Genomic DNA, 25,203 nt, shown 5'->3' with positions numbered 1-25,203 from the left:
CTACACCTCCAGTAAAACATTGCCGAACAACGGTACTTCTTCTTCGTTCAACATTACGTTGCCCGCTCCACCGTTCAGCTTCAGCTCACTGTAATCCGCAACACCCTCAGTAGCTAGCAATAGTGCACCGATTACAGACTGGCTAATATAGGTTGCTGAAAAAGCCTTCTCCTTACGATAACTCTCAAGAATCGCCTTGAATTCTTCATTTACAGCTTGCAGCGCATAGCCTGAAGCAAGGGTTACTTTTGCACTTATACTGATACCTTTGCCCGTTGCCGACGCTACAGTTACAACTGCACCTACGGGGGCTTGCCCTTCGCCCGCTCCAGCGACCGGATCAATGTAATGCTGAACCTTAGTCACCAGCAGCTCAGAAGCAGGACGTTTCTCAGCATCTACGATAATCACCTTCACCGTCTTAGGACCATTCCATAATGGAAAAACACGCGCACCTCCCACCCCCGCAACCTGCATCGCCCACTCCATATAGTGATATTTATTACCGCTAGTAGCTGGGCGTCTGGCAGAATCCAAATAACGCTGGCGTAGCGATTCATCCGTTTCGGCGTTCTCCCCAGGGATCAGAAGAGAAGCTATTTCTCCGCGCGCGAGGTCTGAAATATAATCCACTGGCAGCAAAGAACCAAAATATCGATTCCCTTCTTCTCCAGCGGTTTCACTTTCTAGCCGATACACTCCAGGTGATAGCTTCTCCACAGCCATATAATTCAGCATATCGAGAGAAAAGCGGCTACCGAGTGGAACATCCACAAATCCTCCATCCGCTTTATAAAAAATCCCCTTCAGCTGCGCCTTGCTCGCTTCTCGCCTAACAATTCCTGACCAGGAGATACTTCGTTCCAAGTATTCACCGGTCGCTGTATCTGCAAAATACAGATTATTATTCACATCCAGCTCGATATACATCTGCGCTAACTCTGCTGCTGCCGGTGCCAGCGCGTCATATATGATGCTACCCTCGCGTTTATCCAGACCTGACGGAACCCGGTCCAGCATCCGCTCCAAAAGAGCCTCATACGTCTGATCCTCATACATCCTCATTCCACTCCTTTCTCAGCTGAAAATTCCCATAACGTGTGACCACCTTACAGTCAAAAGTTAGATTATCTCCGTTAAAAGAAATCTCAATATTTTCTAAGCTAAGGATTCGTTCATCCTGAAGCAAAGCCTCACTAACGATACGTCTAATTTCAGCTCTAACAAGCAACCGATCCTTGCCAAGCACCAGCTGCCACTCTGTGCCATAATCCGAACTGTAAATCAGATGTTCAAATCTAACCGTTCTTAAAATTTTGGACGCCGCCTGTTGAACTGCTTCTAGACCATCCGTTTGGCCTGTAATCCTTTTTCTCTCCCAATCCATTCGGTATGTTAGGCTGGGGCTTTCCCCACGCTCAAGATTGACCTCGTCTTCAAGAAGGGCAGTTATCGGTCCAGCTTTTCCAATCGCAGGAATCATATCGGACTCACCAGCCGATCCAGAACAATATAGCTTTGTCCGCCCTGCATTCGAACCATCAGAACCCGATCACCAGAGGCAAGTCCTCGACGCACTATTACTTCTCTACCATCTAGCTCGATCTTACTTTCCATTACCGATTCAGGCAGCACTAACGCATTTCCCGATAAAATAAACCGCTGATCCACCTGGATCTGCAAAGGAGCTGCCTCCGTTACCGTCCCATAAGAAAAAGCCACAGGATTTGTATTTCCCACGGCTCCTAGACTTGCTTTTTTAATAATATCCAACATCATCTCTACACCACCTTAATATCGAGGGACATCGTGTGCTCCCCACCGGAAATCTTATGACTGCATTGGTCCACCAGAAATACCTGAGTCTTAAATTCATCGAGCAGGACATAAATGAAATTACCAGCCCTTACGCGCATATCACCAATCGCCTGTACGGAGAGACTAAGCTTTTCACGGTTGTGCATTTTCAGCAGATTATTTGCTTTCTCCTGAATTTGTGCCACATTCGCCTTATCATCAGCCTTCTGATACAAGTGCAGGATACCCCAGCGTTTCACATTGTCCTTATCGCTAACCGGAAAGAAATCACGCTTACCAGACTTCTCATTATCCTTGTATAGAAAAATGGTGTTGTACGTATCTTCATCAATACTTTTTTTGAGCGAATAATCGTACAGATAATGCCCCGCTCCCAGCACCAGATTAAGCAGCATAGAATCCGGTTTACGCAGTGTAAGCTTGCCAAAATCATCGTAAAAAGCCATCAGACGCCCCTTATACTGAAGCTCACTACCGATCGCTCCCATAATGATGTCCATCAGTTTTTTGTTATCTTCGATTAAAGAGGGAATGCGGTACTCCGTCTCCTCCAGTACACCTGTCTGCAGTCCGTAATCCTTTGTGATTTTCTTGATGACGTCACTAGCCGTAACATCCTGTAAAACATAACTACCATTGCCCAGCAAATAACGCATCTGATCATAGGCAGTCAGCTTAATCTCCTGATCCGAGCCTGTATCAATACTGAACACAAATCCGTAGAATACATCCACATTATCTTTACTGAACTGAATAATATCACCGTTGCTGATTCCGAACTTGGGATGCTGATAGATTCCACTGTCCACAAGTGTTAACTCTAGCGTTGCCGGTTTTCCTGAGCGGGCCGTTTTCCAAGAAATATCGGAGACGATGCCAGATATATCCCATATATTACCTTCCTTATTCTTCACGAGCAGTTCCATAACATCCTCCTACGGCAGCTTAATGACCTTACCGATCGGAAGCTTCCTCAGCTCACTATCTTTAATGCCATTAAGTTTTTGGATCTCCCAACACCTATCGCCATCCCCAAGCTTTTCTTTTGCAACTTTCCATAGGCTGTCTCCAGATTTCAGGGTATACGTAGTAGGTTTGGGAGTTTCATTCGCTCGCTTCTGCACTACTTTCACTTCATCCTTGACGACTTTTACAGCTACCGCCTGATAGAAAACATACTTTTTGAGAGACAACGAATATTCAATATCCCCTGACGTACCCGCACTGAGCTTCCAACTGAAGCCTTCGATACTCATAGCCATATTCACACCAAAATCAATTTCTATGGATTTATCCTCACTAGTCGATGATTCCTTTAACCATTTCTTCGCGTCGTTTAGCTTCCCATCAGCTTTTTTCAAATCATCAGCATAGCTCACCCCGGAGAACACAAAGCGAATAGGCCTACGACTCGTCATCCACTTCTTAATCAGCTCCACATATTCAAAAGGTCTCTTCAGCCCGTCCTCTTGCACCAATACGAACGGATACCTTTGTGCCGGAAAGATACTTTCAATGGTAATCTCCGTAAGCTTCGGATAAGCAATCGTGTTGATCTCACCCAGATCGATAATGGTATAACTTTTTCCATCCCCGCTCTCCTTAATCTCTAAGGTCTCCGGGTTGACTGGTAGCCGGAATGCTTCCGCCTGATTATTAAAACCAAGAAAAATCCCGTACTCTTCCACGTTACGTATACACCCCCTGCGCTGTAGAGACAAACTCTTCGTTCAGCTTTTGCCCGATCTTGTTGATAATCGTATCAATGTCTCCAGCATTGTTGATATTTCCAGTTGTTACCTGCACCGTCGGCGTCAGCTGCACAAAATTCTGGATCGCCTGAATCTCCGCCAGCTCACGCAGCATTTTCAGATCATCGCTGGAGATATCTACGGTGTCGTTGATGGAGTCGAGTTGCTTCACGCGGTTTACGGTGTTTAGATTACCTGGAGTTCCTGCATTTTGAAAAGAACCCGTAGCTGAAGGTGTATTCATCGAAGGAACTACTGCAATTTCAGGTACGGTAGGCGTTGGCAAAGGTTTTGACAAATCCCCTGAATGGGTAGTATTCCACTGATTTAACGTGTTCTCATTACTCGTATTCCCTCCTATATTCAATTTTTCTTTCAACGCATTAATATCAAAATTTTGGATGTTTTCTGCCCCTGCATTAAAAGAAGCTCCAATATCCATTTGCAAATCCTTTTTGAATTGACTGCTATCAACCTCTTCAATATGAAGATTGATCTCCGACTCTATACCAATAAATTTGCCAACAGCTCCAACTACTTTATTTATACTATCTAGCAAAAAGTTCACAGCGCCAATGATACCATTAACAAATCCGGTCCAAAGATCGATAACAAAGCCCACAAATTCTGCAACGAGCTGCCCCAGTCCCCTGAACATATTCGCCAAAAAGTCCCTCACTGGCTGAAGGGCTGCCACAATCCCTAAAAATGCTACTATAAGTGCAACTATAAGCCCTATTACAAGTGCAATTGGATTTGCACTCATCACAGCGTTGAAAATGCCTTGGGCTGCGGTAGCAATTCCGGTAGCAATAGATGAAATTCTAGTTGCAATTGTTGAGGCATTCATCGCGATTGCTAAGGCAATAACTCCAGCAACAACACCCAAAACAATCGGCAAAACAACAGGGTTGCTAAGAACACTCCAGAGATACAATGCACCTTGTACGACCTGCGAGAATACTTGTGCAAGTATCGCCAGTCCAATCGCTATCCCATCGATAATTGGCTGAAAGCTTCCATCTGAAAATGCCTGGTTAAGAATGCCTAATAGTGGTGACAATGCCGCAAGAGCGCCTTCTCCCATACCAGCCAGAGAGTTGTTATAGTTTCCAAGAAGAGCTTGCCATTGATTAACGGGTGAATCCATCATGGTTTGTAGCGAATCACTCGTCATCCCTGACGTTGTCATAATATTTCCCAAAGTACTTAAAAAGGCTTCCATATTGCCTGTCCCAGCCACTAAATCAAGACCACCAAGCGCTTCTTTATCTACTTGAAGTAATGATGCTAGATCACTAGAATCGCCATCAAAAGCAGAAGTAATCGCCGATGAAGTATCACCAATATCTTTCCCCTCCGGAGACATCATACTGAGCCTTGTGGAATAATCCATGAGCTTATCTAGCTGATCCGTATTTTGAGTTTTAGGATAAAACGACAAGACACTTTCCATGGACTTATTTACATCCTGCCCGGTTTCTAGTGCTCTCTTCTTGAATTTATCAAACATAGCCACCCCAACATCAGCATTTCCGGTTTTTACTTTAAAAAGATCTTCCCACTTTTGCTGTTCGGCCGCAGGCGCAAGCACTTTTTCCATAACTCCTTTAACTTTTTCCAGCACACCCTTGGCTTTCCCAAAAGCACCGGTAATCTTTTCCCATGTACCCGCCTGCTGTTCAGCACCCGCTGCTCCTTGTTCTGCCGCGTCGTTTAGTTTCTCCTGAGCCTGTACCGCACCTCCAATAGAAGCTTGAATTCTGGTATAAGCTGCACTGTAATTGTTAGTGATGTTGTACACGGGTTTATTGACTATTTTCATACTGATTCGGTTCAAGGTTGCGGAAAAGGAATTTGAAATATTTGCAGAAACCTGAGTTGTAATTTGATTGGTTATATCATTGATCCATTGGTTGGAGACTTGCTGGATTCCAGCTATATTGTTTTGCATACCTGCCATTCATTCACCCCCTCATCTCTTCCTCGCCTTACTCCGTGCCTGATCCCGCTTCTCCTTCTCCACCCGAACAGCGATCATCGCATAAATTGCGGCACGTTCACGTGAAGACAGCTTCATCAGCTCATGCGGTAAAATGTGCAGCTCGTGGAGGGCGTAGTAAGCCAAGTTGGCTTCGCTGTCGCCCTCGTTGATTAGTTTTTTACTTCATCCACCAGCTCGTTCATATCTGTGCCGAAGCCATTCAGAGCTTGCACCCGTTCACCAAGTGCCGCGAATTCACCCGGAAGCAGCATTTTACGCAACAGTGTCTCAGCACCAAGAACACCATATGAACGCTGTAGCTCGGCATTTTTTAGATCCGGATGCACTACACTTGAGGTCATAAGCTTAGCCATATAATCGTTCGGTTCAATCTCGGAGGTATATACTCCGTTCTTGCCTTTGACTTTACGGGTAGCCGCTTTACGGCATTCCTGATTCTCATCTTCGTTCATGCTGCGCAGCTTCCAAGCAACTGCATTACCTTCCTTATCCTTAAAACGCTGCGATACCACAAACTCCTCGGTCGTGTCACATGCTACATTTTGCGCAAAAAACAAACTTAATTCACTCATTGTCTTCCTCCTAAAATGATTTAGTTTCTTCTAGTACTACTAATACTAATTAGACAGAGAAGAGACCCGCCGCTCACCTGCACGCCCGGGCCTTACTTGCTCCTATCTAGTTGCCTTTATTAATTTCCGGAGCCTGCCGGAGCTCCAAAAGCCTGCACAATCTGCACATCCTCAAACGTAAAGCTCACTTCTTCTTCCAGCGCATCTGATTCTGTATCCAGAGAGGCCATGATGACACTATCAAGGTTCACGCCTTTTAAAATAATACGTTGCGCGCCCACGCTGGACGATGGATCTTCGTTCGTAACCTCAATATCGAAATACTGATCGACACCTGTATTCATATAATCGAGCATCATCTGACGGAAACGACTAGTCATATAAAAAATCGTCATCGAACCGCTGCCCGACCATCCAGTCGCTTTATGCTGAACTCCCCGGCGGCCGAGTGTCTTCACTTCTGCCTTTGTTTTTTCTACCGTAGCTTCAAGTGTTTTCACATAGAACATCTCTTCAGTTTGCGTACCAATCACGGCATACGCACGGCCCTCCTGGCCGGAAATCGTATCGCTAGCTTTCAAAAATGCCATCTTAAACCACCTTCACTTTCATATATACTTTTTCTACGGAATCTACCGGCTTCACAGCCACGTCGAGCACAATGCTATCGCTATCAGCACCTGCCACAACGACAACATCTGTCTGCGCGTTAAAGCCTTCAATTGCACCCATATCCTGCAGATCATTCATATAAGTCGCACACTGTGACCAGAACAAAGCTCGTCCATCTTCATTATTTGCTACCTTACCAATATAGTAGTTTTCAAAAATACGCTTTAGATCATTCGCAATTCCATCCAGCACGCGGAGCACTCGATTTTTGGAGAACGCTTTGCCTTTGTCCGGAGAAAATGCCGTAAACGTGTTAATATCCTGTTCCACCACAGCACGCCCTCCACTGTAAGTAAAGAGCAGTTCACCTTGCAGCAAAGCTGCTGTCGTCTCAGAATGGCTAAGCCGCACATCAGCATCAACCGAGTCGTCATATCCCTGATAAGTCAGCGATTGATTCACCGCAGCAGCAGCCGTAGCGCCTGCCACCCAAGCAACGGCATTGTTGTTATCAATCGTAGTACCGTCGCTTAGCACTACCCCATTCTTCACGCTGATCACACCTTCATGACCCGCAGTTGCATAATCCGATAGTACAGCCTGTACTTTCTTCCCTTCTGTATCCCGCAGTCGTCTTACCCAAGAGCTATACAGCGCCTTAAGCGTACTATCCTGCGATACTAATCCAACCGTCTGGAACTCAAGTACCTCAAGAGCAGATAAGAAATCGCTGTGCGCGCCGTTTGTAACCGTACCATTAGCTCCACCAATAAGCGGCATCCCTGCGGTTAGCATCAAGCCTTCTGCTCCATTTTTCTGGAATTGAACATAATCGTTGGCGACTAACTCTTCAGCCGTTCCAACCGTTTGTTTGTTCATTTCAGTTCCATTAAGCAGTGTCTTCACATCAAAAAGAGCATTATTCTCAATATTCTTCTCAATAACAACTGAAAGATCGTTTCCGCGTACACCACCATATTTAGCAGTTACCTGGAGGCCGCTATTAGTTACCGCCGCTTTAACTCCTTCATTCAATCGATAGAGCAGCAAAGTTCCTGCCCGTTTCAGCGCTTCACGTACTGGCAGCAATGATAGATGCTCCAAATCATAACCTAGCAGCTTATTTACATCGTCCTGCGGGGTAATCTTCATCATCACTCCAGGTTCTCCCCAAGATAAGGCAAGTGCCAAAGCAGTAATCCCGCGTTCTCCCATTTTGCCGATGGCACCTTGATTCGATGCTACATTTACGTACACCCCGGGGCGCACCTTGTTTTGAGTTGTCCATGTTCCGCCTGCCATTAGTTCAAAACCTCCTTATTAATAAACAATCCCATAGATTGCTTCGATTCTTCGATCGTATAGCTTTTGTCATCCTGCAAAATAACGTTCAGTACATCCTTTTCCTTAGCCGTAAACAGCGATGAATTCACAATCTGCTCTTTACCAAAACGATCTCCATTACTCACCTTTGTGCTCATTTCAATCTTTCTCCTCCTATCATTTGGCCCATCTTAAAGGGGGCAGGCTTCTCACTTTGCAAATACACCATGTAGTCCGTTGTAAAAAGAGGACCATGCCCCTCTCCCCCAGCTTCCCAGGCTTGCCTAACTACACGAAAAGAACCGCCATCTTGCTCCATCCCTGCCATTGCTTCACTTAACTCATCAGCCATTCTTTCGGCCTCTAGCAGGCTTCCTTGTTCATAACGGATACCAAAGCGATAGACCGCTAAATATCTGCCTTCCCGCTGCCGATCCAGTGTCGCTGAGATCAGTCCAGGATAAAAATAAGCCGTCTGAGGTTTCTCCCCATCCACATACACAGGAACATCTGGAAAATACCGCTCCAGCGCACTCGTAATGTGTTCTCGTAATTGTTGTACCGACATCACTCCATTCCTTTCTGAACTGCGGCGGTTCGCCGATCTTTGATGGTGTTAACCTTCAATTGCATTAACATTAAGAAGACACCCCCTCTACTAGATTTAAGAACAAAAAAGGATACCATCCGATGCTGGATAATATCCCTTCTACACTAGGCTAATGCCAAAAGAATCTTTCACCGCTAGATTTGTTCTCATCACCACTTGGGCGGAACGATTAGCAGAGCATTCATGCTCTTGCGGTGTTCTTTTTGCTTCATTTGCCATGTTATAAATATACACCCCTATTTGCCTTGCAGAGACGGTATACCGACGAGGTTTAAGCTAGCTTTGGGATGGTATAGAGCGGTTTTTCGGAGGATCATAAAATCAATAAAAAAAGACCGTATCATCCACTCGGATGATACAGTCTTTTATAACCATCTATATCACTTAGGTAATACTAATCTTCTCTTTCTTCACTCTAGGTGCTGTTATTAAGGTGTTAAGGGATAGTAGACCGAGATCTGTTAAAGCCAAAGCCATCTTGTAAAAAGCCTTCGAGCGTATCTTCACGTAAGTATCCTTACTTACCGGTGGATCAAACACATGATTGTAAATCGTATAATCGTACGTTTCGTCTCTTTTCATATAACGCTCTCTTACTAATTGCTGCTCCCTCGTATCGAGTCTCTCTACCACAGTGTCTATCGCCGAACAAAAAGCCCTTCTAGCAGCCGGTATATCCACATTATAAGAAGCTATCGCAGCAGTCTGATCAGTAACAGTATTCGTAGGACCATGAAATCTTTCTGTATAAGAATAAGTAGTACTGGCTTCCTTAGCTTCAAATGTAACGGTCTTAAAAATACGGTACTTCTCCAACATGCTCTCTATAGCGACCTGGGTTCGGCGACGGTCCAACTCTGGTAAAGCGGATAAGTTCATCATTATATGCACTCCTTTAGGTTTGACAGAATGATATTAAAGTTGCGGAAGTTTCCTAAGCAATGTGCTAAAATAAAAAGTGTTCGTATTCTGTTCGTATTTTTCTATAATATACCACTTCTTTACCAATCTCGTAAAACCCCATTTTAGTCTGTTTTGGGCGAAATAAAGTATAAATCCACCGTTTATCTTGCCTTTTGGCAATAATATGTTCTTTGTTGTTTACCAATTGGCATAATTAGCTTATATTAATATCATAAGCTTCAGTCTATAAGGAGTGGTTGAGATGAAACAGCAATTTGGGGAATACATGAAGCAACTTCGCGAAACGAAGGGACTTACCATTAATCAATTGGCAGCAGCAGCGGGGATTAGCGGATCACAGATTTCACGGATTGAGAATGGATTAAGAGGAGTTCCTAAGCCAACTACATTACGCAAAATAGCAGAGGCTACAGGCGTGCCGTACGAGGAGCTAATGGATCAAGCCGGGTATTTGCAGGAACAGGCCCTTCCGAGCGAAGAGGTTGTCCCAGAATGGGCTACGAGTAAGGATAAGCGGGACTTCCGAAAGATGCTAGAGGATGATGGAGAGCTGATGTTTGATGGGATTCCATTAGACAAGGAAGACAAGCAGAGGATAAAAGATGTACTGACCGGCTTATTCTGGGAAGCCAAACAGATGAACAAGAGAAATAAATCCAACAACACTTAATAACTACACTAACATGCTGCAGGTGAAGAATATGGATGAACTGATCAATAATCTGATTAAAAAATATAAAACTAACTGCCCGTTCGAGCTGGCCTCAGCGCTAGGTATTCACATTCGTTTCATGAACCTTGGGACAGGCACTAAGGGATTATATTACCGAAAACTAAGAAGAAGATTTATCGTCATTCATAATGAGTTGCCAGTTGAGTGGCAGCGCTTCGTTTGTGCGCATGAATTAGGACATGATCGCCTTCATAAGGGGATCAACCGTTTTTTTCTGGAGGAAAGCTCTTATTTCTCACCTGGGAAGCTTGAACGTCAAGCTAATGTCTTTGCTGTAAAGCTACTATCCACAGGTAGCAATCCTGAGCAAGAGGAATCATGGAAGAGTTATTATCTGCGGATTGGCATTCCACCAGAAGTTCAATTTCTTTTGGAAGAATGATAGAAAAAACTGAGCATGAGCAGTAGATTGCCGCCGTGATTGATAGACGAATATTTTACGAGACCTAATGTGCCATTTATGTCTGTATGATTAGCGGGTGTATGGGAATCTAGAGTAGGGTGATGCGGTTGATGGTAATCCGGGGCTTGATGTCCGGTGAGTAGCGAGCGGGTGAATGATAGACTGTCGCTTGGTGGTCTGGCTGAATCAACACACTGAAGCATTTAGCTGTATTTTGTGCAACTATACTTCTTCAACTAACTCTCAAATACATATAACTGTATTTCGTACACTTATTCTCTTGAAATATTGCCTTATTGGGGTTTTCCCTGGTACTTAATTGTATAGAATACACTTAAAATTGAAATTCTCACTTTTTCATACGAAATAACTGTATAGAATACACTTAAGTTTTTCATGTCATCAAAATCACGCAAATAAGGCCTCATATTCGCTTGGCTTTCTTGCTCGACCACGGTCATCTACCCAGTAAGTATCACTAATATCAACAACAAAACTACTCAGCAATGCGTTCGGACACCAGAGCTCTTATTTTCAATAATTGCGCTATTCTGGGATGCTATCGGACTCCAGTGACTTTAATGGACTGAAAACATACGATATCGCCCCTGATTATGATGATTAACGTCTCTCGAGTCCGCAAATCTCCCCAAAAGCCTCAAAATACGTAAACAGCTGCATCTGAGTCCGATACAGATGAGTAACTGGTCCGTAATGTTTCGTTCTGATATGGTCGCTGTAAGTTGTGCAACAGAAGTTTTAAAACACGAGCTGATTTGTAGTTCTGTTGTATATCGTACAATCTATCTATTAAAATCGTCCTCTAGTTAGTGCATTTCCAATAGTTTGATTACATAAAGTATAATTTTATAATACAAAAAAAGCTCTTACCGAAGTAAGAGCTTTCTAAGAGCGATTAAGCTGAGTATCGGGATGACACGATTTGAACATGCGACCCCCTGGTCCCAAACCAGGTGCTCTACCAAGCTGAGCTACATCCCGTTACTATAAATTTATGGAGCGGGTGATGGGAATCGAACCCACGCTATCAGCTTGGAAGGCTGAAGTTCTACCATTGAACTACACCCGCAAAGGTGAAAATCGGGATGACACGATTTGAACATGCGACCCCCTGGTCCCAAACCAGGTGCTCTACCAAGCTGAGCTACATCCCGTAAGAATACTATAATTGCTTAATAAAAAAATGGCGCGCCCTGAGAGATTCGAACTCCCGGCCTTTTGATTCGTAGTCAAACGCTCTATCCAGCTGAGCTAAGGGCGCAAAAAATATGGAGCGGAAGACGGGAATCGAACCCGCGACCCTCGCCTTGGCAAGGCGATGCTCTACCGCTGAGCCACTTCCGCAAAATATGGTGCGCGTGAAGGGACTTGAACCCCCACGTCGTGAAACGCCAGATCCTAAGTCTGGTGCGTCTGCCATTCCGCCACACGCGCATGTAATAATAAAAGTGAGCCATGAAGGATTCGAACCTTCGACACCCTGATTAAAAGTCAGGTGCTCTACCAGCTGAGCTAATGGCTCGCACTTGGCTGGGGATATAGGATTTGAACCTATGCATGACGGAGTCAAAGTCCGTTGCCTTACCGCTTGGCTAATCCCCACTGATGGTAACTCTATGCTGCCCATAATCTCTCAGGAAGATTATGGTGGAGGCTGAGGGGATCGAACCCCCGACCCTCTGCTTGTAAGGCAGATGCTCTCCCAGCTGAGCTAAGCCTCCATATCTATGGGACCCTCTAAGGGTAAGTACAAGTAAAAGTTGGTGACCCGTATGGGATTCGAACCCATGTTACCTCCGTGAAAGGGAGGTGTCTTAACCCCTTGACCAACGGGCCTTGCAAATCTGTGGAGCTCTCAACCGGATTCGAACCGGTGACCTCTTCCTTACCATGGAAGCACTCTACCTGCTGAGCTATGAGAGCATGGCTCCCCGAACAGGACTCGAACCTGTGACAACTCGATTAACAGTCGAGTGCTCTACCAACTGAGCTATCAGGGAATATCCGCTTGGCAACGTCCTACTCTCCCAGGACCCTTCGGTCCAAGTACCATCGGCGCTGGAGGGCTTAACGGTCGTGTTCGGGATGGGTACGCGTGGAACCCCTCCGCTATCGCCACCAAACGGGCATTTACAGCGTAAATGCTCAGGCTTAATCGCCTGAAAACTGAATCCGAATTGAATTTGCGTTTTAAGTATAGGATAAGCCCTCGACCGATTAGTATTGGTCAGCTCCATGCATTACTGCACTTCCACCTCCAACCTATCTACCTCGTCGTCTTCAAGGGGTCTTACTAATTGGGAAATCTCATCTTGAGGGGGGCTTCACGCTTAGATGCTTTCAGCGCTTATCCCGTCCGTACGTAGCTACCCAGCCATGCTTCTGGCGAAACAACTGGTGCACCAGCGGTACGTCCATCCCGGTCCTCTCGTACTAAGGACAGCTCCTCTCAAATTTCCTGCGCCCACGACAGATAGGGACCGAACTGTCTCACGACGTTCTGAACCCAGCTCGCGTACCGCTTTAATGGGCGAACAGCCCAACCCTTGGGACCTACTTCAGCCCCAGGATGCGATGAGCCGACATCGAGGTGCCAAACCTCCCCGTCGATGTGGACTCTTGGGGGAGATAAGCCTGTTATCCCCAGGGTAGCTTTTATCCGTTGAGCGATGGCCCTTCCATGCGGTACCACCGGATCACTAAGTCCGACTTTCGTCCCTGCTCGACTTGTAGGTCTCGCAGTCAAGCTCCCTTATGCCTTTGCACTCTTCGAATGATTTCCAACCATTCTGAGGGAACCTTGGAACGCCTCCGTTACTCTTTAGGAGGCGACCGCCCCAGTCAAACTGCCCGCCTGACACGGTCCCCGTACCGGATTACGGTACTAGGTTAGAACCTAGATACGATCAGGGTGGTATCCCAACGGCGCCTCCACCGAAGCTTGCGCTCCGATTTCTACGGCTCCCACCTATCCTGTACAGATCGTACCCAAATTCAATATCAAGCTGCAGTAAAGCTCCATGGGGTCTTTCCGTCTTGTCGCGGGTAACCTGCATCTTCACAGGTATTAAAATTTCACCGGATCTCTCGTTGAGACAGCGCCCAAGTCGTTACGCCATTCGTGCGGGTCAGAATTTACCTGACAAGGAATTTCGCTACCTTAGGACCGTTATAGTTACGGCCGCCGTTTACTGGGGCTTCGGTTCATAGCTTCGGGTTACCCCTAACCACTCCCCTTAACCTTCCAGCACCGGGCAGGCGTCAGCCCGTATACTTCGCCTTGCGGCTTCGCACAGACCTGTGTTTTTGCTAAACAGTCGCTTGGGCCTTTTCACTGCGGCCCCCTCGTGCTATTCACACTACCGGGGCACCCCTTCTCCCGAAGTTACGGGGTCATTTTGCCGAGTTCCTTAACGAGAGTTCTTCCGCGCGCCTTAGAATTCTCTTCTCGCCTACCTGTGTCGGTTTGCGGTACGGGCACCTTCTCCTGGCTAGAGGCTTTTCTTGGCAGTGTGAGATCATGACCTTCGCTACTACAATTTTCGCTCCCCATCACAGCCCAGCCTTATCGATGTGCGGATTTGCCTACACATCAGCCTCACTGCTTAGACGGACATATCCATCAGTCCGCGTCACTACCCTCCTGCGTCACCCCATCGCTCATAGCGGATTACGGTGGTACAGTAATTTCAAACTGTTGTCCTTCGACTACGCCTTTCGGCCTCGCCTTAGGTCCCGACTTACCCTGAGCGGACGAGCCTTCCTCAGGAAACCTTGGGCTTTCGGCGGATCAGATTCTCACTGATCTTTTCGTTACTCATACCGGCATTCTCACTTGTATGCTGTCCAGCGCTCCTTACGGTACACCTTCAACCCACATACAACGCTCCCCTACCCCAGATACATACGTATCTAGCCATAGCTTCGGTGGTGTGTTTAGCCCCGTTACATTTTCGGCGCAGAGTCACTCGACCAGTGAGCTATTACGCACTCTTTCAATGGTGGCTGCTTCTAAGCCAACATCCTGGTTGTCTGTGCAACTCCACATCCTTTCCCACTTAACACACACTTGGGGACCTTAGCTGATGGTCTGGGCTGTTTCCCTTTTGACAATGGATCTTAGCACTCACTGTCTGACTCCCGGCAATAAGTATATGGCATTCGGAGTTTGACTGATCTTGGTAATCCTTGCGGACCCCGCAACCAATCAGTGCTCTACCTCCACTACTCTTATACCGAGGCTAGCCCTAAAGCTATTTCGGGGAGAACCAGCTATCTCCGAGTTCGATTGGAATTTCTCCGCTACCCCCACCTCATCCCCGCACTTTTCAACGTACGTGGGTTCGGGCCTCCAGTGCGTGTTACCGCACCTTCACCCTGGACAGGGGTAGATCACACGGTTTCGGGTCTACGTCCACATACTAAATCGCCCTATTCAGACTCGCTTTCGCTGCGGCTCCGTCTTCTCGACTTAACCTTGCATGTTAAACGTAACTCGCCGGTTCATTCTACAAAAGGCACGCCATCACCCATTAATAGGGCTCTGACTTTTTGTAAGCACACGGTTTCAGGTTCTATTTCACTCCCCTTCCGGGGTGCTTTTCACCTTTCCCTCACGGTACTGTTTCACTATCGGTCGCCAGGTAGTATTTAGCCTTAGCAGATGGTCCTGCTGGATTCATACGGGGTTTCACGTGCCCCGCACTACTCGGGATCCGTCTCGGAGAGAACACAGTTTAGGTTACAGGGCTTTTACCTCTATCGCGGGCCTTTCCAGACCTCTTCACCTACCATATTCCTTTGTAACTCCATGTGAGACGTCCCACAACCCCTAAGAGCAAGCTCTTAGGTTTAGGCTGTTCCGCGTTCGCTCGCCGCTACTGACGGAATCACTATTGTTTTCTCTTCCTCAGGGTACTTAGATGTTTCAGTTCCCCTGGTCTGCCTCTACACACCCTATGTGTTCAGGTGTGAGTAACTGCGAATTACCACAGCTGGGTTTCCCCATTCGGACACCCCCGGATCAAAGCTTGCTTACAGCTCCCCGAGGCAGTTTCGTTGTTCGCCACGTCCTTCGTCGGCTCCTGGCGCCTAGGCATCCTCCGTGTGCTCTTATTAGCTTAACCATCGTTCCGATGTTTCGCTTGTTCGCACAATCGAAAATCTTCACTTAGCATCACTATTAATTTAAACTTGTTTACACAAGTTCAGCTTAAAAGATGTTCTAAAACGCAAATTCGTTTCGGTATCCAGTTTTCAAGGATCAATGTTTAAAAAAGGTATTGAATTTTAAAAATTATGGTGGAGCCAAGCGGGATCGAACCGCTGACCTCCTGCTTGCAAGGCAGGCGCTCTCCCAGCTGAGCTATGGCCCCATATAATTCACTCCAAAAAGTGAAGTCTAGCTTCGAAGCTTATTCCGATTACTTTTCGGAGGCCTCGTACTTTATAAAGTTATATGGTGGGCCTTGGTGGACTCGAACCACCGACCTCACCCTTATCAGAGGTGCGCTCTAACCAACTGAGCTAAAAGCCCATATAACATATATAACATTGTGAATCAACCAAATAAGGTTGTCCGCTTGGCGGCGTCCTACTCTCCCAGGACCCTTCGGTCCAAGTACCATCGGCGCTGGAGGGCTTAACGGTCGTGTTCGGGATGGGTACGTGTGGAACCCCTCCGCTATCGCCACCAAACGCATATGAAAGAGACTTGCTCTTTCAAAACTGAACACGAGTGAGTGTTCGAACCCGAGGGTTCTATTGAGGAAGCTTAGCTTCCGATTTGAATGTCCTCATTGCAGAGAACGATTCTCCATAGAAAGGAGGTGATCCAGCCGCACCTTCCGATACGGCTACCTTGTTACGACTTCACCCCAATCATCTACCCCACCTTCGGCGGCTGGCTCCCTTGCGGGTTACCCCACCGACTTCGGGTGTTGTAAACTCTCGTGGTGTGACGGGCGGTGTGTACAAGACCCGGGAACGTATTCACCGCGGCATGCTGATCCGCGATTACTAGCAATTCCGACTTCATGCAGGCGAGTTGCAGCCTGCAATCCGAACTGAGACCGGCTTTGATGGGATTGGCTTCACCTCGCGGTTTCGCTTCCCGTTGTACCGGCCATTGTAGTACGTGTGTAGCCCAGGTCATAAGGGGCATGATGATTTGACGTCATCCCCACCTTCCTCCGGTTTGTCACCGGCAGTCACTCTAGAGTGCCCAGCATTACCTGCTGGCAACTAAAGTTAAGGGTTGCGCTCGTTGCGGGACTTAACCCAACATCTCACGACACGAGCTGACGACAACCATGCACCACCTGTCTCCTCTGTCCCGAAGGCCGCCACTATCTCTAGTGGATTCAGAGGGATGTCAAGACCTGGTAAGGTTCTTCGCGTTGCTTCGAATTAAACCACATACTCCACTGCTTGTGCGGGTCCCCGTCAATTCCTTTGAGTTTCAGTCTTGCGACCGTACTCCCCAGGCGGAGTGCTTACTGTGTTAACTTCGGCACCAAGGGTATCGAAACCCCTAACACCTAGCACTCATCGTTTACGGCGTGGACTACCAGGGTATCTAATCCTGTTTGCTCCCCACGCTTTCGCGCCTCAGCGTCAGTTACAGCCCAGAAAGTCGCCTTCGCCACTGGTGTTCCTCCACATATCTACGCATTTCACCGCTACACGTGGAATTCCACTTTCCTCTTCTGTACTCAAGTCACCCAGTTTCCAGTGCGACCTTAGGTTGAGCCCAAGGTTTAAACACCAGACTTAAATGACCGCCTGCGCGCGCTTTACGCCCAATAATTCCGGACAACGCTTGCCCCCTACGTATTACCGCGGCTGCTGGCACGTAGTTAGCCGGGGCTTTCTTCTCAGGTACCGTCACTCCGATAGCAGTTACTCTACCGGACGTTCTTCCCTGGCAACAGAGCTTTACGATCCGAAAACCTTCATCACTCACGCGGCGTTGCTCCGTCAGACTTTCGTCCATTGCGGAAGATTCCCTACTGCTGCCTCCCGTAGGAGTCTGGGCCGTGTCTCAGTCCCAGTGTGGCCGTTCACCCTCTCAGGTCGGCTACGCATCGTCGCCTTGGTGGGCCGTTACCCCACCAACTAGCTAATGCGCCGCAGGCCCATCCCTCAGTGACAGATTGCTCCGTCTTTCATTCTTTCTTCAGGAGAAAAAAGAAATTATCCGGTATTAGCTACCGTTTCCGGTAGTTATCCCAGTCTGAAGGGCAGGTTGCCTACGTGTTACTCACCCGTCCGCCGCTAAGTTATTTTGAAAGCAAGCTTTCAAAATAACTCCGCTCGACTTGCATGTATTAGGCACGCCGCCAGCGTTCGTCCTGAGCCAGGATCAAACTCTCCAATTAGTATTGAAAAGAGCGATATGCTCATTTTGAAACATCTGACGAGAAAATTAATTCTCTAATTTTGGATATCACTTTCGTGATTTCCCACTCACTCGTTGTTCAGTTTTCAAAGATCAATGTCTCTTATTTCGTCGTCGTTGTTTGTCAGCGGCGACCTTTATAATATATCACAGTGTTTCGCTGTTTGGCAAGTCTTTTTTTTGAAAAATGTTTTTTTCAATTTCACTCGCCTTCCGCTTCCCTTTTACACAAGCAAAAGGAGCGCGAGATATAATTTATCATGAGCACTCCTTTTTAGTCAAGCTATTTTATTAAATAATCTTAAATTCATATAAGACTCTTGCATTTACCACCCATCCTCAGTGTTTATACTGAGAAGAACGTCCGCCCCATGCATACTTGGAAAGCTCTTTCTGAGGAGCAAAACGAGCGTACATTCGAAATACAGTCTTATATCTATTGGCGATGGCATGCCTGATATTTTGGTCCAAGCGCTGATCGCTCAAATCTAACAGCATCTCATCAAGTTCTTTTCGCAAAACATAATCCAGTTCCTTGCATTCTTTCTCGTTAAACAACATTCCCAACATATGCTTGGCCTCCTTCATGAAGTTGCAAGTAACACATTCACTAAAACCACAAAACCCTTGTACATAATTAGTTAGTCCATCTCATGGAGAAAGCTGCCTTAAGATCCTCTTACACTAGATTAACCGGAGTACTCTTTTTATAACCATAATTATTAAAAATTCCCTTTATGGCTTCGTCACGATTATATACCTCTGATCTTTAGGCAATCCTTGGATGAATGGTTTTAATGTTATGCTCCATTTCCGGAAGTTTTATGATAAAAGAGAGAAAGTTATTGTGCTTTCAATAATGGCTGCAACAAATAGGAGGATTACTGTCCAAATGGATGCTGTAAGTGTCTGACGCGTAAACGAAGACCAATCTACACCTCTGTCCTCTTTTTTAGTGAATAAACGAAATATACTTGAAAGTACTTTTCCGCCGAACTGCAGTCCAAATGCACAAGCAATAATGATCGCTGGAATCTCTATAATCCCATGAGGCAGCAGTCCTTTTACTATTAGTTCGAACAAGTCCTGTCCTTGCAGCGCTGATAAATGAATCAAATAGCCGATAACCGCTCCGTTAATAAATAAGAATATGGCTGGCAGTATACCGAACAACGCCCCTAAAAATATGATAAGAACACCCTTGATGCTATTATTCAAAAATATAAAAACAAAGAAGCTCCATTGCGGATTAGAAGAATCTCTAAGGTTACCGCTGATTTCGCTGAGCCCCTCCAATTGCTGAACCAATAGCTTTTCAAGACTACTCGTTGCTACCCAGCCTATAACCGCTCCTACTGCGAAGAGCAGACAGGACAACAATAAAGCCTTACGAATCGTTTTTAGATCTTTAACAAATGTGAAGAACGACAACATAAATACCTCCTGAAATTGTGATCTTTGTATCTTAGGTCATAACCGTGCGGTACGAGCATACATTTAGAACATACAAGCATTTCGCATGGGAGAGGAGCGCTGTCATTATGAATTCTTTTTATGTATTCAGCGGCAAAAAGATTAAACGATTTATCTATATCTTCGCCGCTGTGCTTCTTGCTGCTGGAGTTGTCTATGTCGAGAGGGGTAACATAACTGTTTTTTCCGAATCTGGACCTTCTGCGATCTACAGTGTACCAACAGAGAAGAAGCTGATTGCCCTGACCTTCGATATTAGCTGGGGGGAGAAAAGACCCGAACCGATTTTGAAGGTACTTGAAGACAAGAAAGTGGACAAAGCCACCTTCTTCCTGTCTTCACCATGGAGTAAGACTCACCCGGAGATTGTAACCAACATCAAGAATGCAGGTTTCGAAATTGGTAGTCATGGTCATAAACATGTCAATTACAGCACACTAAGCAACGAAGAAATTCGTACACAGATCTCAACGGCTCACACCGTACTTACCGAATTAACAGGCACTGAGCCTAATTTGATTCGTATGCCTAATGGAGATTTTGACAAAAGAGTCCTTCAGGTTGCCAGCGATCTCGGATACAAGGTCATTCAATGGGACACAGACTCTCTGGACTGGAAGAACATCGGCGTAGACAATATCGTGAAGCGTGTGACAACAAAAGCGCATCCTGGTGATATCGTCCTTCTACATGCCAGTGATTCCTGCAAACAAACGCATGAAGCACTTCCGCTCATTATCGACGAGCTTCGGAGTCAAGGTTATGAGTTCGTTACCGTCTCTGAGCTAATTAGTCAAAGCAACGCCGAAGGTAAAGAGGTCCGCGACTCAGCTTCACTTAGTAATGCCATCGAGGACGCGGCCGGGCTATAGAGCACATTTCACAATCTCTGGTGCCGTAATAATTGTTGATCTTTCCAAAGTATTAATGACGTGGAGAAATGAGTTCCGATATGTCGGGTGTGGGGGTATTCAGCTTCGGATAACTCAGATCCAGACTCTCCAGTGTCTTTACAACGATGGATAAGGCCAAATAGTTGCGGTACCATTGATGATTGGCGGGTATCCAATACCAGGGTGCTTTATCTATACTAGTTTCCTTGAAAACATCTTCATATGCTTCTTGGTAATCCTCCCAATACTCCCGCTCCTGGAGATCACTTGCATCGAATTTCCAGTGTTTTTTGGGATCTTCAAGTCGTTCTTTGATTTTCTTTAACTGCTTCTCTTTAGAAATATGCAGAAAAAGCTTAATAACTGTAGTTCCCTCTTCCACTAGCATTTCCTCGAACTGCCGTATGTAACGAAAGCGGCGCTTGAAATCATCCTTTTTTAATCCCCCATGTACCCGCGGTACCAATACATCTTCATAGTGCGAGCGATTAAATGCAGAGATATAGCCCTTAGGGGGTGTCTTCTGGTGAACCCTCCATAAAAAATCGTGAGCCTCTTCCTCTAGAGAAGGTTTCTTGAAGCTGGTAACAATGAATCCTTGTGGATTGATGCCTGAAAAAATATGCTTAACCGTTCCATCCTTACCGCTGGAATCCATTCCTTGCAGAATTACAAGCAGCGAATGCTTTTTCTGAGCAAACAAAATATCTTGTAGCTCTGCCAAGCGTGTTTTGAGCTGCTCTGTTTTGGCTTCTGCTTCTTTTTTGGATTTAAAAATGCCTGTGTCGTCTGGATCCAGCTTGTTAAGCCGGATTTCATTTGTGTCTTTTATCATATAGCGCTTGATGTCCATATATTCCCCTCCTAAAAGTTTTGTGAGCGTTACTACACTTGTATTACTTCGTACAAAACTCACTTCGGAAGCATTCACTTAGTTTTGTAAAGCATATGCATCATTGAAGAACTACGTACAAAACACGCTTCGGAAGCATACGCCTAGTTTTAGAGCATTACGTTCTTTAAGATTAACCTCCGTAAACAGATTTTAATCTTTAAGATACAGTTAAAGCAAAAAACCCGTCTTCTGAGATCAGAGCACGGGGTTCATTGTTTAGTGCCTTCCCCATTCATTATCCGGCTGCCGGTTTCAGAATACGGTGAAGCATCAAAATTTGGAATGCATTACAAGCGATAAGCGGAACAACAATAAATACGGTCGCACTATCGACACCTATACGGAGCACGCCGATCACTTCCACAATTGATATAGCTGTCATAAAAAAGAGGGTTGGAATCAAAGCAGAGCTGTTTGTACTTTTCACTTTGAAATAAGACACAATAATAGCTGCTAGCAAAATAACGATTCCTAATATTAGATCAGACATAACATTTCTATCTCCGCCAACGACGGTACGCAAAAAAATCAGTTCAAGCAATGCGAGCACAGAAAGCACTAGTTGTATGTATTTCCAAACCTTTTGTGGAAAAACCCCGTTGCCCATATAATTCAAAATCAAATAGGCAAAAAAACCAAGTTGCGAATAAACGCTTACAAGCATTCCGTAACCAAGCAGAATCAGCGGGTATAAAAAGAAATCCCCTACACTTTTGAAATCAATCGTACCATTCACGAATTGCAGTGCCAGACCAGCGATTACAGCCCCACCCGCTCCTATAAGGAGGGTAGTCCAAAATAAATGAAACCATTTTTTTATACTCAGCCAATTCACCTCCCCTTGTCAGATTTATTTTACCAAGGATACCGACAAAACACCATTACACCCAGAACATAAATGTGTTCTAATGCGGCATAATACATCTGGAGAATCCTATAAAGGAGGGCAGCGCCAATGAAATGGAGATTTATCAGTTCTGTGGGTTTGGCATTGGGCTTTGTAATGGCCTTAACGGCTTGCGGAGGTGAGCAGAGCAGTTCTTCTTCCGGACAGGGCAGTTATAAAGAAATGAAGACCATGGTTATTGATATATTAAAAAGCGAAGATGGAAAGAAAGCGGTTGAGGAATCATTATCAAGTTCCAGCTCTGGTGGCAGCAGTGGAATGAGCATGAAGATGATGCCTCTTCAAACAACAGAGGAGATTAAAACCGCTGTTAAGGATACCCTCACTGCACCGGAATATCAAAAGGAAATTGAGAAAATAATGACGGATCCCAAGTTCGCGGGTGATTTTGCTAAAGCGATTCAATCGCAAAGCAAGGAGCTACACCTTCAGCTAATTAAGGATCCCACTTACCAGAAATCAGTCGAAGAAATTATGAAGTCTCCAGAAATGATGACCATGTTTCTAAATCTCACCAAAACACCTGATTACCGTAAGCAATCCATGAAGACCATGCAGGAATCTATGCAAAACCCATTATTCCGTATGGAAGTATTGACTTTACTTAAAAAAGTCGTACAAGAAGAACTTGAGCCAAAGGAGAAAAAAGATAAAGGCAGCGAAGGTGGCGACACACAGGAAAGCGGTGGCGGTGGTAGCGGCGGTGATTCAAGTTCTTAAAATATCCCCACAATGTGGAGATTTGCTACGAAGCGTACTCAGGTACTTTACGGGGGCCCCAAATATATACTTTCAGTACGTAAAAAAAGAGGCCTTATCCCACTCAAACGTGTGGGATAAGGCCTCTTTTTCATACACAAGAATTAGTGCTCATATTTTGCAATTAGTTTATCAGCGATTTCGGCAAACAATAGTGCTGTCGGTGTCTCTTCTTTGTATACAGAAGGTGAGAAATCCGGTTCAGAAATATGATTATCCGGTGCACCTAGTGGAATTTGTGCAAGAAGCTCCGTATGAAGCGTCTCTGCAAGCCTTGCTCCTCCACCTCTGCCAAAAATATAATCTTTCTTACCACAGTCTGTACACTCATAATAAGCCATATTCTCAATGACTCCAATAATCTCATGATCTGTCTGCAGAGCCATAGAGCCCGCTCTAGCCGCCACAAACGCTGCTGTAGCGTGAGGTGTCGTAACTATGATCTCCTTGCTGTGGGGCAGCATCTGATGCACATCAAGCGCCACATCACCTGTGCCTGGAGGAAGATCAAGCAGCATATAATCAAGCTCACCCCAACCGACATCATTGAAGAACTGGCGCAGCATCTTTCCAAGCATAGGCCCCCGCCAAATAACCGGACTATTCTCACGGATAAAGAAGCCCATAGACATGACCTTCACTCCGAAACGTTCCACAGGAATAATAGTTCCTTCTTCAACAACCGGCCCCTCTTCGATCCCCATCATATCGGGAATGCTGAAACCATAAATATCGGCATCGACAAGACCAACCTTTTTACCTTTTCTCGCAAGGGCTACGGCCAAGTTCACCGTTACTGTAGATTTACCAACTCCACCTTTGCCGCTGGCCACGGCGATAAAGTTCACACCAGAGCTCTCGCTAATTAATTCATGGTCATCAAGGCCCGCAGCATGTCCTTTAAGTTTCCCAGGCTCATCAACAACTTCCTCAGCGCTCTCTCCGCGAAGGTTAGCACGTTCATAATCGGTTGCATTACGAAGCCGGATATGTACATTAGGAGCCCCACCCGCTTCAAGCAATTCACGAACCTGTTGTTCTAGATCCATGCGACTTTGCTCTTCAGGATTCAGACATATGATAGATAAAGAAATACGATCTTCTTTAATCATAATGTCACGGATCAGCTGTAGTTCCACAAGGCTTTTTCCAGTTTCAGAGTCTGTTAATGGCTGCAGTATTTCCTGAATTTGTTCCTTAGTCAGCATGGGAAGCACCTCTGTTTCCTTTCCGGTTGAGAAATCATCCGGAGTTTTTGTCTATTATATCATTACCTGTCTCCCCATGAGTAGTCCTGACTACTCGGAGGCATACCGAAGAATGCCACGATAAATGCTAGTCGCTACCTTACGCTGATAGACATCATTTCCAAGCAGAGCTGATTCCTGCGGGTGCGATAAGAAACCGACTTCTACAAGCACCGCTGGTATTTTCAATGCTTTTAGCAGATATACAGTATTCACTGTTTTAGCCACACGATCTGTATTCTCCAGCGTAGTCTTCAGTTCGCTCTGCACAAACTCCGCAATAGCTTTATTATCCTTGTGATTGGGATAGTAAAAGGTCTGCGCACCACTCCAACGGTTTGAAGGTACACTGTTCATATGAACGCTTATAAAAAGGTCTGCGCCTTTCTCTTCAATGCTTCTTACTCTTTGCTTAAGATCTTCAGTCTTGCGCTTAGAATAGCCCTTAGTGCCTTCCTGAGCCAAATCATAATCACCCTCACGAGTCATTACTACAATAGCCCCTGCCTGCTGCAGATAATCACGTAAATAAAGCGATACCGCGAGATTAATGTCTTTCTCAATTAACCCTTCCCGGCTAACCGCTCCTCCGTCAGCTCCACCATGTCCTGCATCGAGAGCAATAACTTTTCCTGACAAGGGCAGACTCCAATAATTTAATGTTTTAGCGGTAGGCATGTCATACGCTATAATTCCGATCATTATGGCTAGCAGTGTCGCGCCAAGCATACTTTTTTTGATACTGCTCCATGAGATCCAGACCGAGACCTTACTCTGCTTTCGGCCAGACATAACAAAGACCCCCTCGTCCCAATAGATAATACTCATCTATATGGGACAAGAAGGTCAAATAGTACT

Annotated in this window: 23 protein-coding genes, 14 tRNA genes and 4 rRNA genes; 4 read left to right on the top strand and 37 right to left on the bottom strand. The window is 45.7% G+C overall.

Going from position 1 to position 25,203, the window contains the following annotated elements:
- The 13 genes from NSS67_RS05935 to NSS67_RS05875 all read right to left on the bottom strand — a co-directional run bounded on the left by NSS67_RS05935 (position 1) and on the right by NSS67_RS05875 (position 9,573).
- Entirely contained in the window at positions 1-1,059 is a 1,059-nt protein-coding gene (locus NSS67_RS05935) for a baseplate J/gp47 family protein (RefSeq protein ID WP_339318709.1), read from the bottom strand.
- Positions 1,052-1,483 carry a DUF2634 domain-containing protein gene (locus NSS67_RS05930; RefSeq protein WP_339318708.1) on the bottom strand — a complete coding sequence of 144 codons (432 nt, stop codon included), beginning with the start codon at positions 1,481-1,483 and terminating at the stop codon, positions 1,052-1,054. Before NSS67_RS05930 ends, NSS67_RS05935 begins: the two co-directional genes overlap by 8 nt.
- On the bottom strand, positions 1,480-1,776 hold the full coding sequence (locus tag NSS67_RS05925) for a DUF2577 domain-containing protein (RefSeq protein ID WP_339320509.1): 297 nt from the start codon (positions 1,774-1,776) through the stop codon (positions 1,480-1,482). Before NSS67_RS05925 ends, NSS67_RS05930 begins: the two co-directional genes overlap by 4 nt.
- A 5-nt stretch (positions 1,777-1,781) precedes the next feature.
- Entirely contained in the window at positions 1,782-2,744 is a 963-nt protein-coding gene (locus NSS67_RS05920; RefSeq protein WP_339318707.1) for a hypothetical protein, read from the bottom strand.
- A gap of 9 nt (positions 2,745-2,753) precedes the next feature.
- Entirely contained in the window at positions 2,754-3,506 is a 753-nt protein-coding gene (locus NSS67_RS05915; protein WP_339318706.1) for a LysM peptidoglycan-binding domain-containing protein, read from the bottom strand.
- Between the two features lies 1 nt (position 3,507).
- Entirely contained in the window at positions 3,508-5,532 is a 2,025-nt protein-coding gene (locus NSS67_RS05910) for a hypothetical protein (protein WP_339318705.1), read from the bottom strand.
- Positions 5,533-5,544: 12 nt separating this feature from the next.
- Entirely contained in the window at positions 5,545-5,697 is a 153-nt protein-coding gene (locus NSS67_RS05905; protein ID WP_197071250.1) for a hypothetical protein, read from the bottom strand.
- A gap of 26 nt (positions 5,698-5,723) precedes the next feature.
- Complete coding sequence (locus NSS67_RS05900; RefSeq protein WP_042131197.1) at positions 5,724-6,146, bottom strand: phage portal protein; 423 nt, start codon at positions 6,144-6,146, stop codon at positions 5,724-5,726.
- Positions 6,147-6,265: 119 nt separating this feature from the next.
- Positions 6,266-6,736: a phage tail tube protein gene (locus NSS67_RS05895; RefSeq protein ID WP_283909203.1), complete on the bottom strand. Its 471-nt coding sequence runs from the start codon at positions 6,734-6,736 to the stop codon at positions 6,266-6,268.
- 1 nt (position 6,737) lies between these two features.
- Positions 6,738-8,060, bottom strand: coding sequence for a phage tail sheath family protein (locus NSS67_RS05890; protein WP_339318704.1), 1,323 nt, complete (start codon positions 8,058-8,060; stop codon positions 6,738-6,740).
- On the bottom strand, positions 8,060-8,239 hold the full coding sequence (locus tag NSS67_RS05885) for a hypothetical protein (protein ID WP_339318703.1): 180 nt from the start codon (positions 8,237-8,239) through the stop codon (positions 8,060-8,062). The genes NSS67_RS05890 and NSS67_RS05885 overlap by 1 nt, the downstream gene beginning before the upstream one ends.
- A complete protein-coding gene (locus NSS67_RS05880) occupies positions 8,236-8,649 on the bottom strand; it encodes a DUF6838 family protein (RefSeq protein WP_339318702.1) in 414 nt (137 codons plus the stop codon). Before NSS67_RS05880 ends, NSS67_RS05885 begins: the two co-directional genes overlap by 4 nt.
- 426 nt (positions 8,650-9,075) lie before the next feature.
- Positions 9,076-9,573 carry an ArpU family phage packaging/lysis transcriptional regulator gene (locus NSS67_RS05875; RefSeq protein WP_339318701.1) on the bottom strand — a complete coding sequence of 166 codons (498 nt, stop codon included), beginning with the start codon at positions 9,571-9,573 and terminating at the stop codon, positions 9,076-9,078.
- Positions 9,574-9,856: 283 nt separating this feature from the next.
- On the opposite strand from NSS67_RS05875, the gene NSS67_RS05870 reads away from it, so the two are divergent.
- Together NSS67_RS05870 and NSS67_RS05865 are read left to right on the top strand one after the other, a co-directional pair.
- On the top strand, positions 9,857-10,285 hold the full coding sequence (locus NSS67_RS05870; RefSeq protein ID WP_339318700.1) for a helix-turn-helix domain-containing protein: 429 nt from the start codon (positions 9,857-9,859) through the stop codon (positions 10,283-10,285).
- Between the two features lie 31 nt (positions 10,286-10,316).
- Entirely contained in the window at positions 10,317-10,730 is a 414-nt protein-coding gene (locus NSS67_RS05865) for an ImmA/IrrE family metallo-endopeptidase (protein WP_042132516.1), read from the top strand.
- 949 nt (positions 10,731-11,679) lie between these two features.
- Here the strand turns inward: NSS67_RS05865 and NSS67_RS05860 are convergent.
- The 20 genes from NSS67_RS05860 to NSS67_RS05765 all read right to left on the bottom strand — a co-directional run bounded on the left by NSS67_RS05860 (position 11,680) and on the right by NSS67_RS05765 (position 19,605).
- Positions 11,680-11,753 (bottom strand) — tRNA-Pro (locus tag NSS67_RS05860).
- 14 nt (positions 11,754-11,767) lie between these two features.
- Positions 11,768-11,841: transfer RNA gene (locus NSS67_RS05855), tRNA-Gly, on the bottom strand.
- Positions 11,842-11,852: 11 nt separating this feature from the next.
- A tRNA-Pro gene (locus tag NSS67_RS05850) sits at positions 11,853-11,926 on the bottom strand.
- 30 nt (positions 11,927-11,956) lie between these two features.
- Positions 11,957-12,033, bottom strand: a tRNA-Arg gene (locus NSS67_RS05845).
- Positions 12,034-12,041: 8 nt separating this feature from the next.
- Positions 12,042-12,116, bottom strand: a tRNA-Gly gene (locus NSS67_RS05840).
- A gap of 6 nt (positions 12,117-12,122) precedes the next feature.
- Positions 12,123-12,206, bottom strand: a tRNA-Leu gene (locus tag NSS67_RS05835).
- A 15-nt stretch (positions 12,207-12,221) separates the two neighbouring features.
- Positions 12,222-12,294 (bottom strand) — tRNA-Lys (locus NSS67_RS05830).
- Positions 12,295-12,299: 5 nt separating this feature from the next.
- Positions 12,300-12,374, bottom strand: a tRNA-Gln gene (locus NSS67_RS05825).
- A gap of 43 nt (positions 12,375-12,417) precedes the next feature.
- Positions 12,418-12,493 (bottom strand) — tRNA-Val (locus NSS67_RS05820).
- A 40-nt stretch (positions 12,494-12,533) separates the two neighbouring features.
- Positions 12,534-12,608 (bottom strand) — tRNA-Glu (locus NSS67_RS05815).
- An 11-nt stretch (positions 12,609-12,619) separates the two neighbouring features.
- Positions 12,620-12,695, bottom strand: a tRNA-Thr gene (locus NSS67_RS05810).
- Between the two features lies 1 nt (position 12,696).
- Positions 12,697-12,772: transfer RNA gene (locus tag NSS67_RS05805), tRNA-Asn, on the bottom strand.
- A 6-nt stretch (positions 12,773-12,778) separates the two neighbouring features.
- Positions 12,779-12,895: ribosomal RNA gene (gene rrf, locus NSS67_RS05800) — 5S ribosomal RNA — on the bottom strand.
- 74 nt (positions 12,896-12,969) lie between these two features.
- Positions 12,970-15,898 (bottom strand): 23S ribosomal RNA (locus NSS67_RS05795).
- Between the two features lie 173 nt (positions 15,899-16,071).
- A tRNA-Ala gene (locus NSS67_RS05790) sits at positions 16,072-16,147 on the bottom strand.
- Between the two features lie 84 nt (positions 16,148-16,231).
- A tRNA-Ile gene (locus tag NSS67_RS05785) sits at positions 16,232-16,308 on the bottom strand.
- 44 nt (positions 16,309-16,352) lie between these two features.
- Positions 16,353-16,469: ribosomal RNA gene (gene rrf, locus NSS67_RS05780) — 5S ribosomal RNA — on the bottom strand.
- Between the two features lie 124 nt (positions 16,470-16,593).
- Positions 16,594-18,151, bottom strand: a 16S ribosomal RNA gene (locus NSS67_RS05775).
- The 16S, 23S and 5S rRNA genes sit together here with 14 tRNA genes alongside, the layout of an rRNA operon.
- Positions 18,152-18,510: 359 nt before the next feature.
- A complete protein-coding gene (locus NSS67_RS05770; protein ID WP_036680631.1) occupies positions 18,511-18,741 on the bottom strand; it encodes a hypothetical protein in 231 nt (76 codons plus the stop codon).
- 252 nt (positions 18,742-18,993) lie between these two features.
- Positions 18,994-19,605, bottom strand: coding sequence for a stage II sporulation protein M (locus NSS67_RS05765; RefSeq protein ID WP_339318699.1), 612 nt, complete (start codon positions 19,603-19,605; stop codon positions 18,994-18,996).
- 107 nt (positions 19,606-19,712) lie between these two features.
- On the opposite strand from NSS67_RS05765, the gene pdaB reads away from it, so the two are divergent.
- Entirely contained in the window at positions 19,713-20,516 is an 804-nt protein-coding gene (pdaB, locus tag NSS67_RS05760; RefSeq protein ID WP_339318698.1) for a polysaccharide deacetylase family sporulation protein PdaB, read from the top strand.
- 52 nt (positions 20,517-20,568) lie between these two features.
- Here pdaB and NSS67_RS05755 read toward each other — a convergent pair whose 3' ends face one another.
- On the bottom strand, positions 20,569-21,390 hold the full coding sequence (locus NSS67_RS05755; protein ID WP_339318697.1) for a PPK2 family polyphosphate kinase: 822 nt from the start codon (positions 21,388-21,390) through the stop codon (positions 20,569-20,571).
- A 277-nt stretch (positions 21,391-21,667) separates the two neighbouring features.
- Positions 21,668-22,258 (bottom strand): KinB-signaling pathway activation protein, encoded by a 591-nt coding sequence (locus NSS67_RS05750; protein WP_339320508.1) that lies wholly within the window; start codon positions 22,256-22,258, stop codon positions 21,668-21,670.
- A gap of 129 nt (positions 22,259-22,387) precedes the next feature.
- On the opposite strand from NSS67_RS05750, the gene gerD reads away from it, so the two are divergent.
- Positions 22,388-23,059: a spore germination lipoprotein GerD gene (gerD, locus tag NSS67_RS05745; RefSeq protein WP_339318696.1), complete on the top strand. Its 672-nt coding sequence runs from the start codon at positions 22,388-22,390 to the stop codon at positions 23,057-23,059.
- 143 nt (positions 23,060-23,202) lie between these two features.
- On the opposite strand, the gene NSS67_RS05740 is transcribed toward gerD, so the two are convergent.
- Positions 23,203-24,306 (bottom strand): Mrp/NBP35 family ATP-binding protein, encoded by a 1,104-nt coding sequence (locus tag NSS67_RS05740; protein WP_339318695.1) that lies wholly within the window; start codon positions 24,304-24,306, stop codon positions 23,203-23,205.
- A gap of 90 nt (positions 24,307-24,396) precedes the next feature.
- Positions 24,397-25,137, bottom strand: coding sequence for an N-acetylmuramoyl-L-alanine amidase CwlD (cwlD, locus tag NSS67_RS05735; RefSeq protein ID WP_339318694.1), 741 nt, complete (start codon positions 25,135-25,137; stop codon positions 24,397-24,399).
- Positions 25,138-25,203 lie beyond the last annotated feature (66 nt).

Source organism: Paenibacillus sp. FSL R10-2734 (assembly GCF_037963865.1).
Taxonomy (GTDB): Bacteria; Bacillota; Bacilli; order Paenibacillales; family Paenibacillaceae; genus Paenibacillus_AQ.
The sequence above is the reverse complement of the archived record's forward strand: the minus strand, read 5'-3'. Positions and strand labels throughout refer to the sequence as shown.

What these genes read in the sequence shown, in the direction of transcription:
- NSS67_RS05935 (WP_339318709.1), bottom strand. Translation starts at nt 1,059, where the DNA reads ATGTATGAGGATCAGACGTATGAGGCTCTTTTGGAGCGGATGCTGGAC.
- NSS67_RS05930 (WP_339318708.1), bottom strand. Translation starts at nt 1,483, where the DNA reads ATGATTCCTGCGATTGGAAAAGCTGGACCGATAACTGCCCTTCTTGAA.
- NSS67_RS05925 (WP_339320509.1), bottom strand. Translation starts at nt 1,776, where the DNA reads ATGTTGGATATTATTAAAAAAGCAAGTCTAGGAGCCGTGGGAAATACA.
- NSS67_RS05920 (WP_339318707.1), bottom strand. Translation starts at nt 2,744, where the DNA reads ATGGAACTGCTCGTGAAGAATAAGGAAGGTAATATATGGGATATATCT.
- NSS67_RS05910 (WP_339318705.1), bottom strand. Translation starts at nt 5,532, where the DNA reads ATGGCAGGTATGCAAAACAATATAGCTGGAATCCAGCAAGTCTCCAAC.
- NSS67_RS05900 (WP_042131197.1), bottom strand. Translation starts at nt 6,146, where the DNA reads ATGAGTGAATTAAGTTTGTTTTTTGCGCAAAATGTAGCATGTGACACG.
- NSS67_RS05895 (WP_283909203.1), bottom strand. Translation starts at nt 6,736, where the DNA reads ATGGCATTTTTGAAAGCTAGCGATACGATTTCCGGCCAGGAGGGCCGT.
- NSS67_RS05890 (WP_339318704.1), bottom strand. Translation starts at nt 8,060, where the DNA reads ATGGCAGGCGGAACATGGACAACTCAAAACAAGGTGCGCCCCGGGGTG.
- NSS67_RS05885 (WP_339318703.1), bottom strand. Translation starts at nt 8,239, where the DNA reads ATGAGCACAAAGGTGAGTAATGGAGATCGTTTTGGTAAAGAGCAGATT.
- NSS67_RS05880 (WP_339318702.1), bottom strand. Translation starts at nt 8,649, where the DNA reads ATGTCGGTACAACAATTACGAGAACACATTACGAGTGCGCTGGAGCGG.
- NSS67_RS05875 (WP_339318701.1), bottom strand. Translation starts at nt 9,573, where the DNA reads ATGATGAACTTATCCGCTTTACCAGAGTTGGACCGTCGCCGAACCCAG.
- NSS67_RS05870 (WP_339318700.1), top strand. Translation starts at nt 9,857, where the DNA reads ATGAAACAGCAATTTGGGGAATACATGAAGCAACTTCGCGAAACGAAG.
- NSS67_RS05865 (WP_042132516.1), top strand. Translation starts at nt 10,317, where the DNA reads ATGGATGAACTGATCAATAATCTGATTAAAAAATATAAAACTAACTGC.
- NSS67_RS05770 (WP_036680631.1), bottom strand. Translation starts at nt 18,741, where the DNA reads ATGTTGGGAATGTTGTTTAACGAGAAAGAATGCAAGGAACTGGATTAT.
- NSS67_RS05765 (WP_339318699.1), bottom strand. Translation starts at nt 19,605, where the DNA reads ATGTTGTCGTTCTTCACATTTGTTAAAGATCTAAAAACGATTCGTAAG.
- pdaB (WP_339318698.1), top strand. Translation starts at nt 19,713, where the DNA reads ATGAATTCTTTTTATGTATTCAGCGGCAAAAAGATTAAACGATTTATC.
- NSS67_RS05755 (WP_339318697.1), bottom strand. Translation starts at nt 21,390, where the DNA reads ATGGACATCAAGCGCTATATGATAAAAGACACAAATGAAATCCGGCTT.
- gerD (WP_339318696.1), top strand. Translation starts at nt 22,388, where the DNA reads ATGAAATGGAGATTTATCAGTTCTGTGGGTTTGGCATTGGGCTTTGTA.
- NSS67_RS05740 (WP_339318695.1), bottom strand. Translation starts at nt 24,306, where the DNA reads ATGCTGACTAAGGAACAAATTCAGGAAATACTGCAGCCATTAACAGAC.
- cwlD (WP_339318694.1), bottom strand. Translation starts at nt 25,137, where the DNA reads ATGTCTGGCCGAAAGCAGAGTAAGGTCTCGGTCTGGATCTCATGGAGC.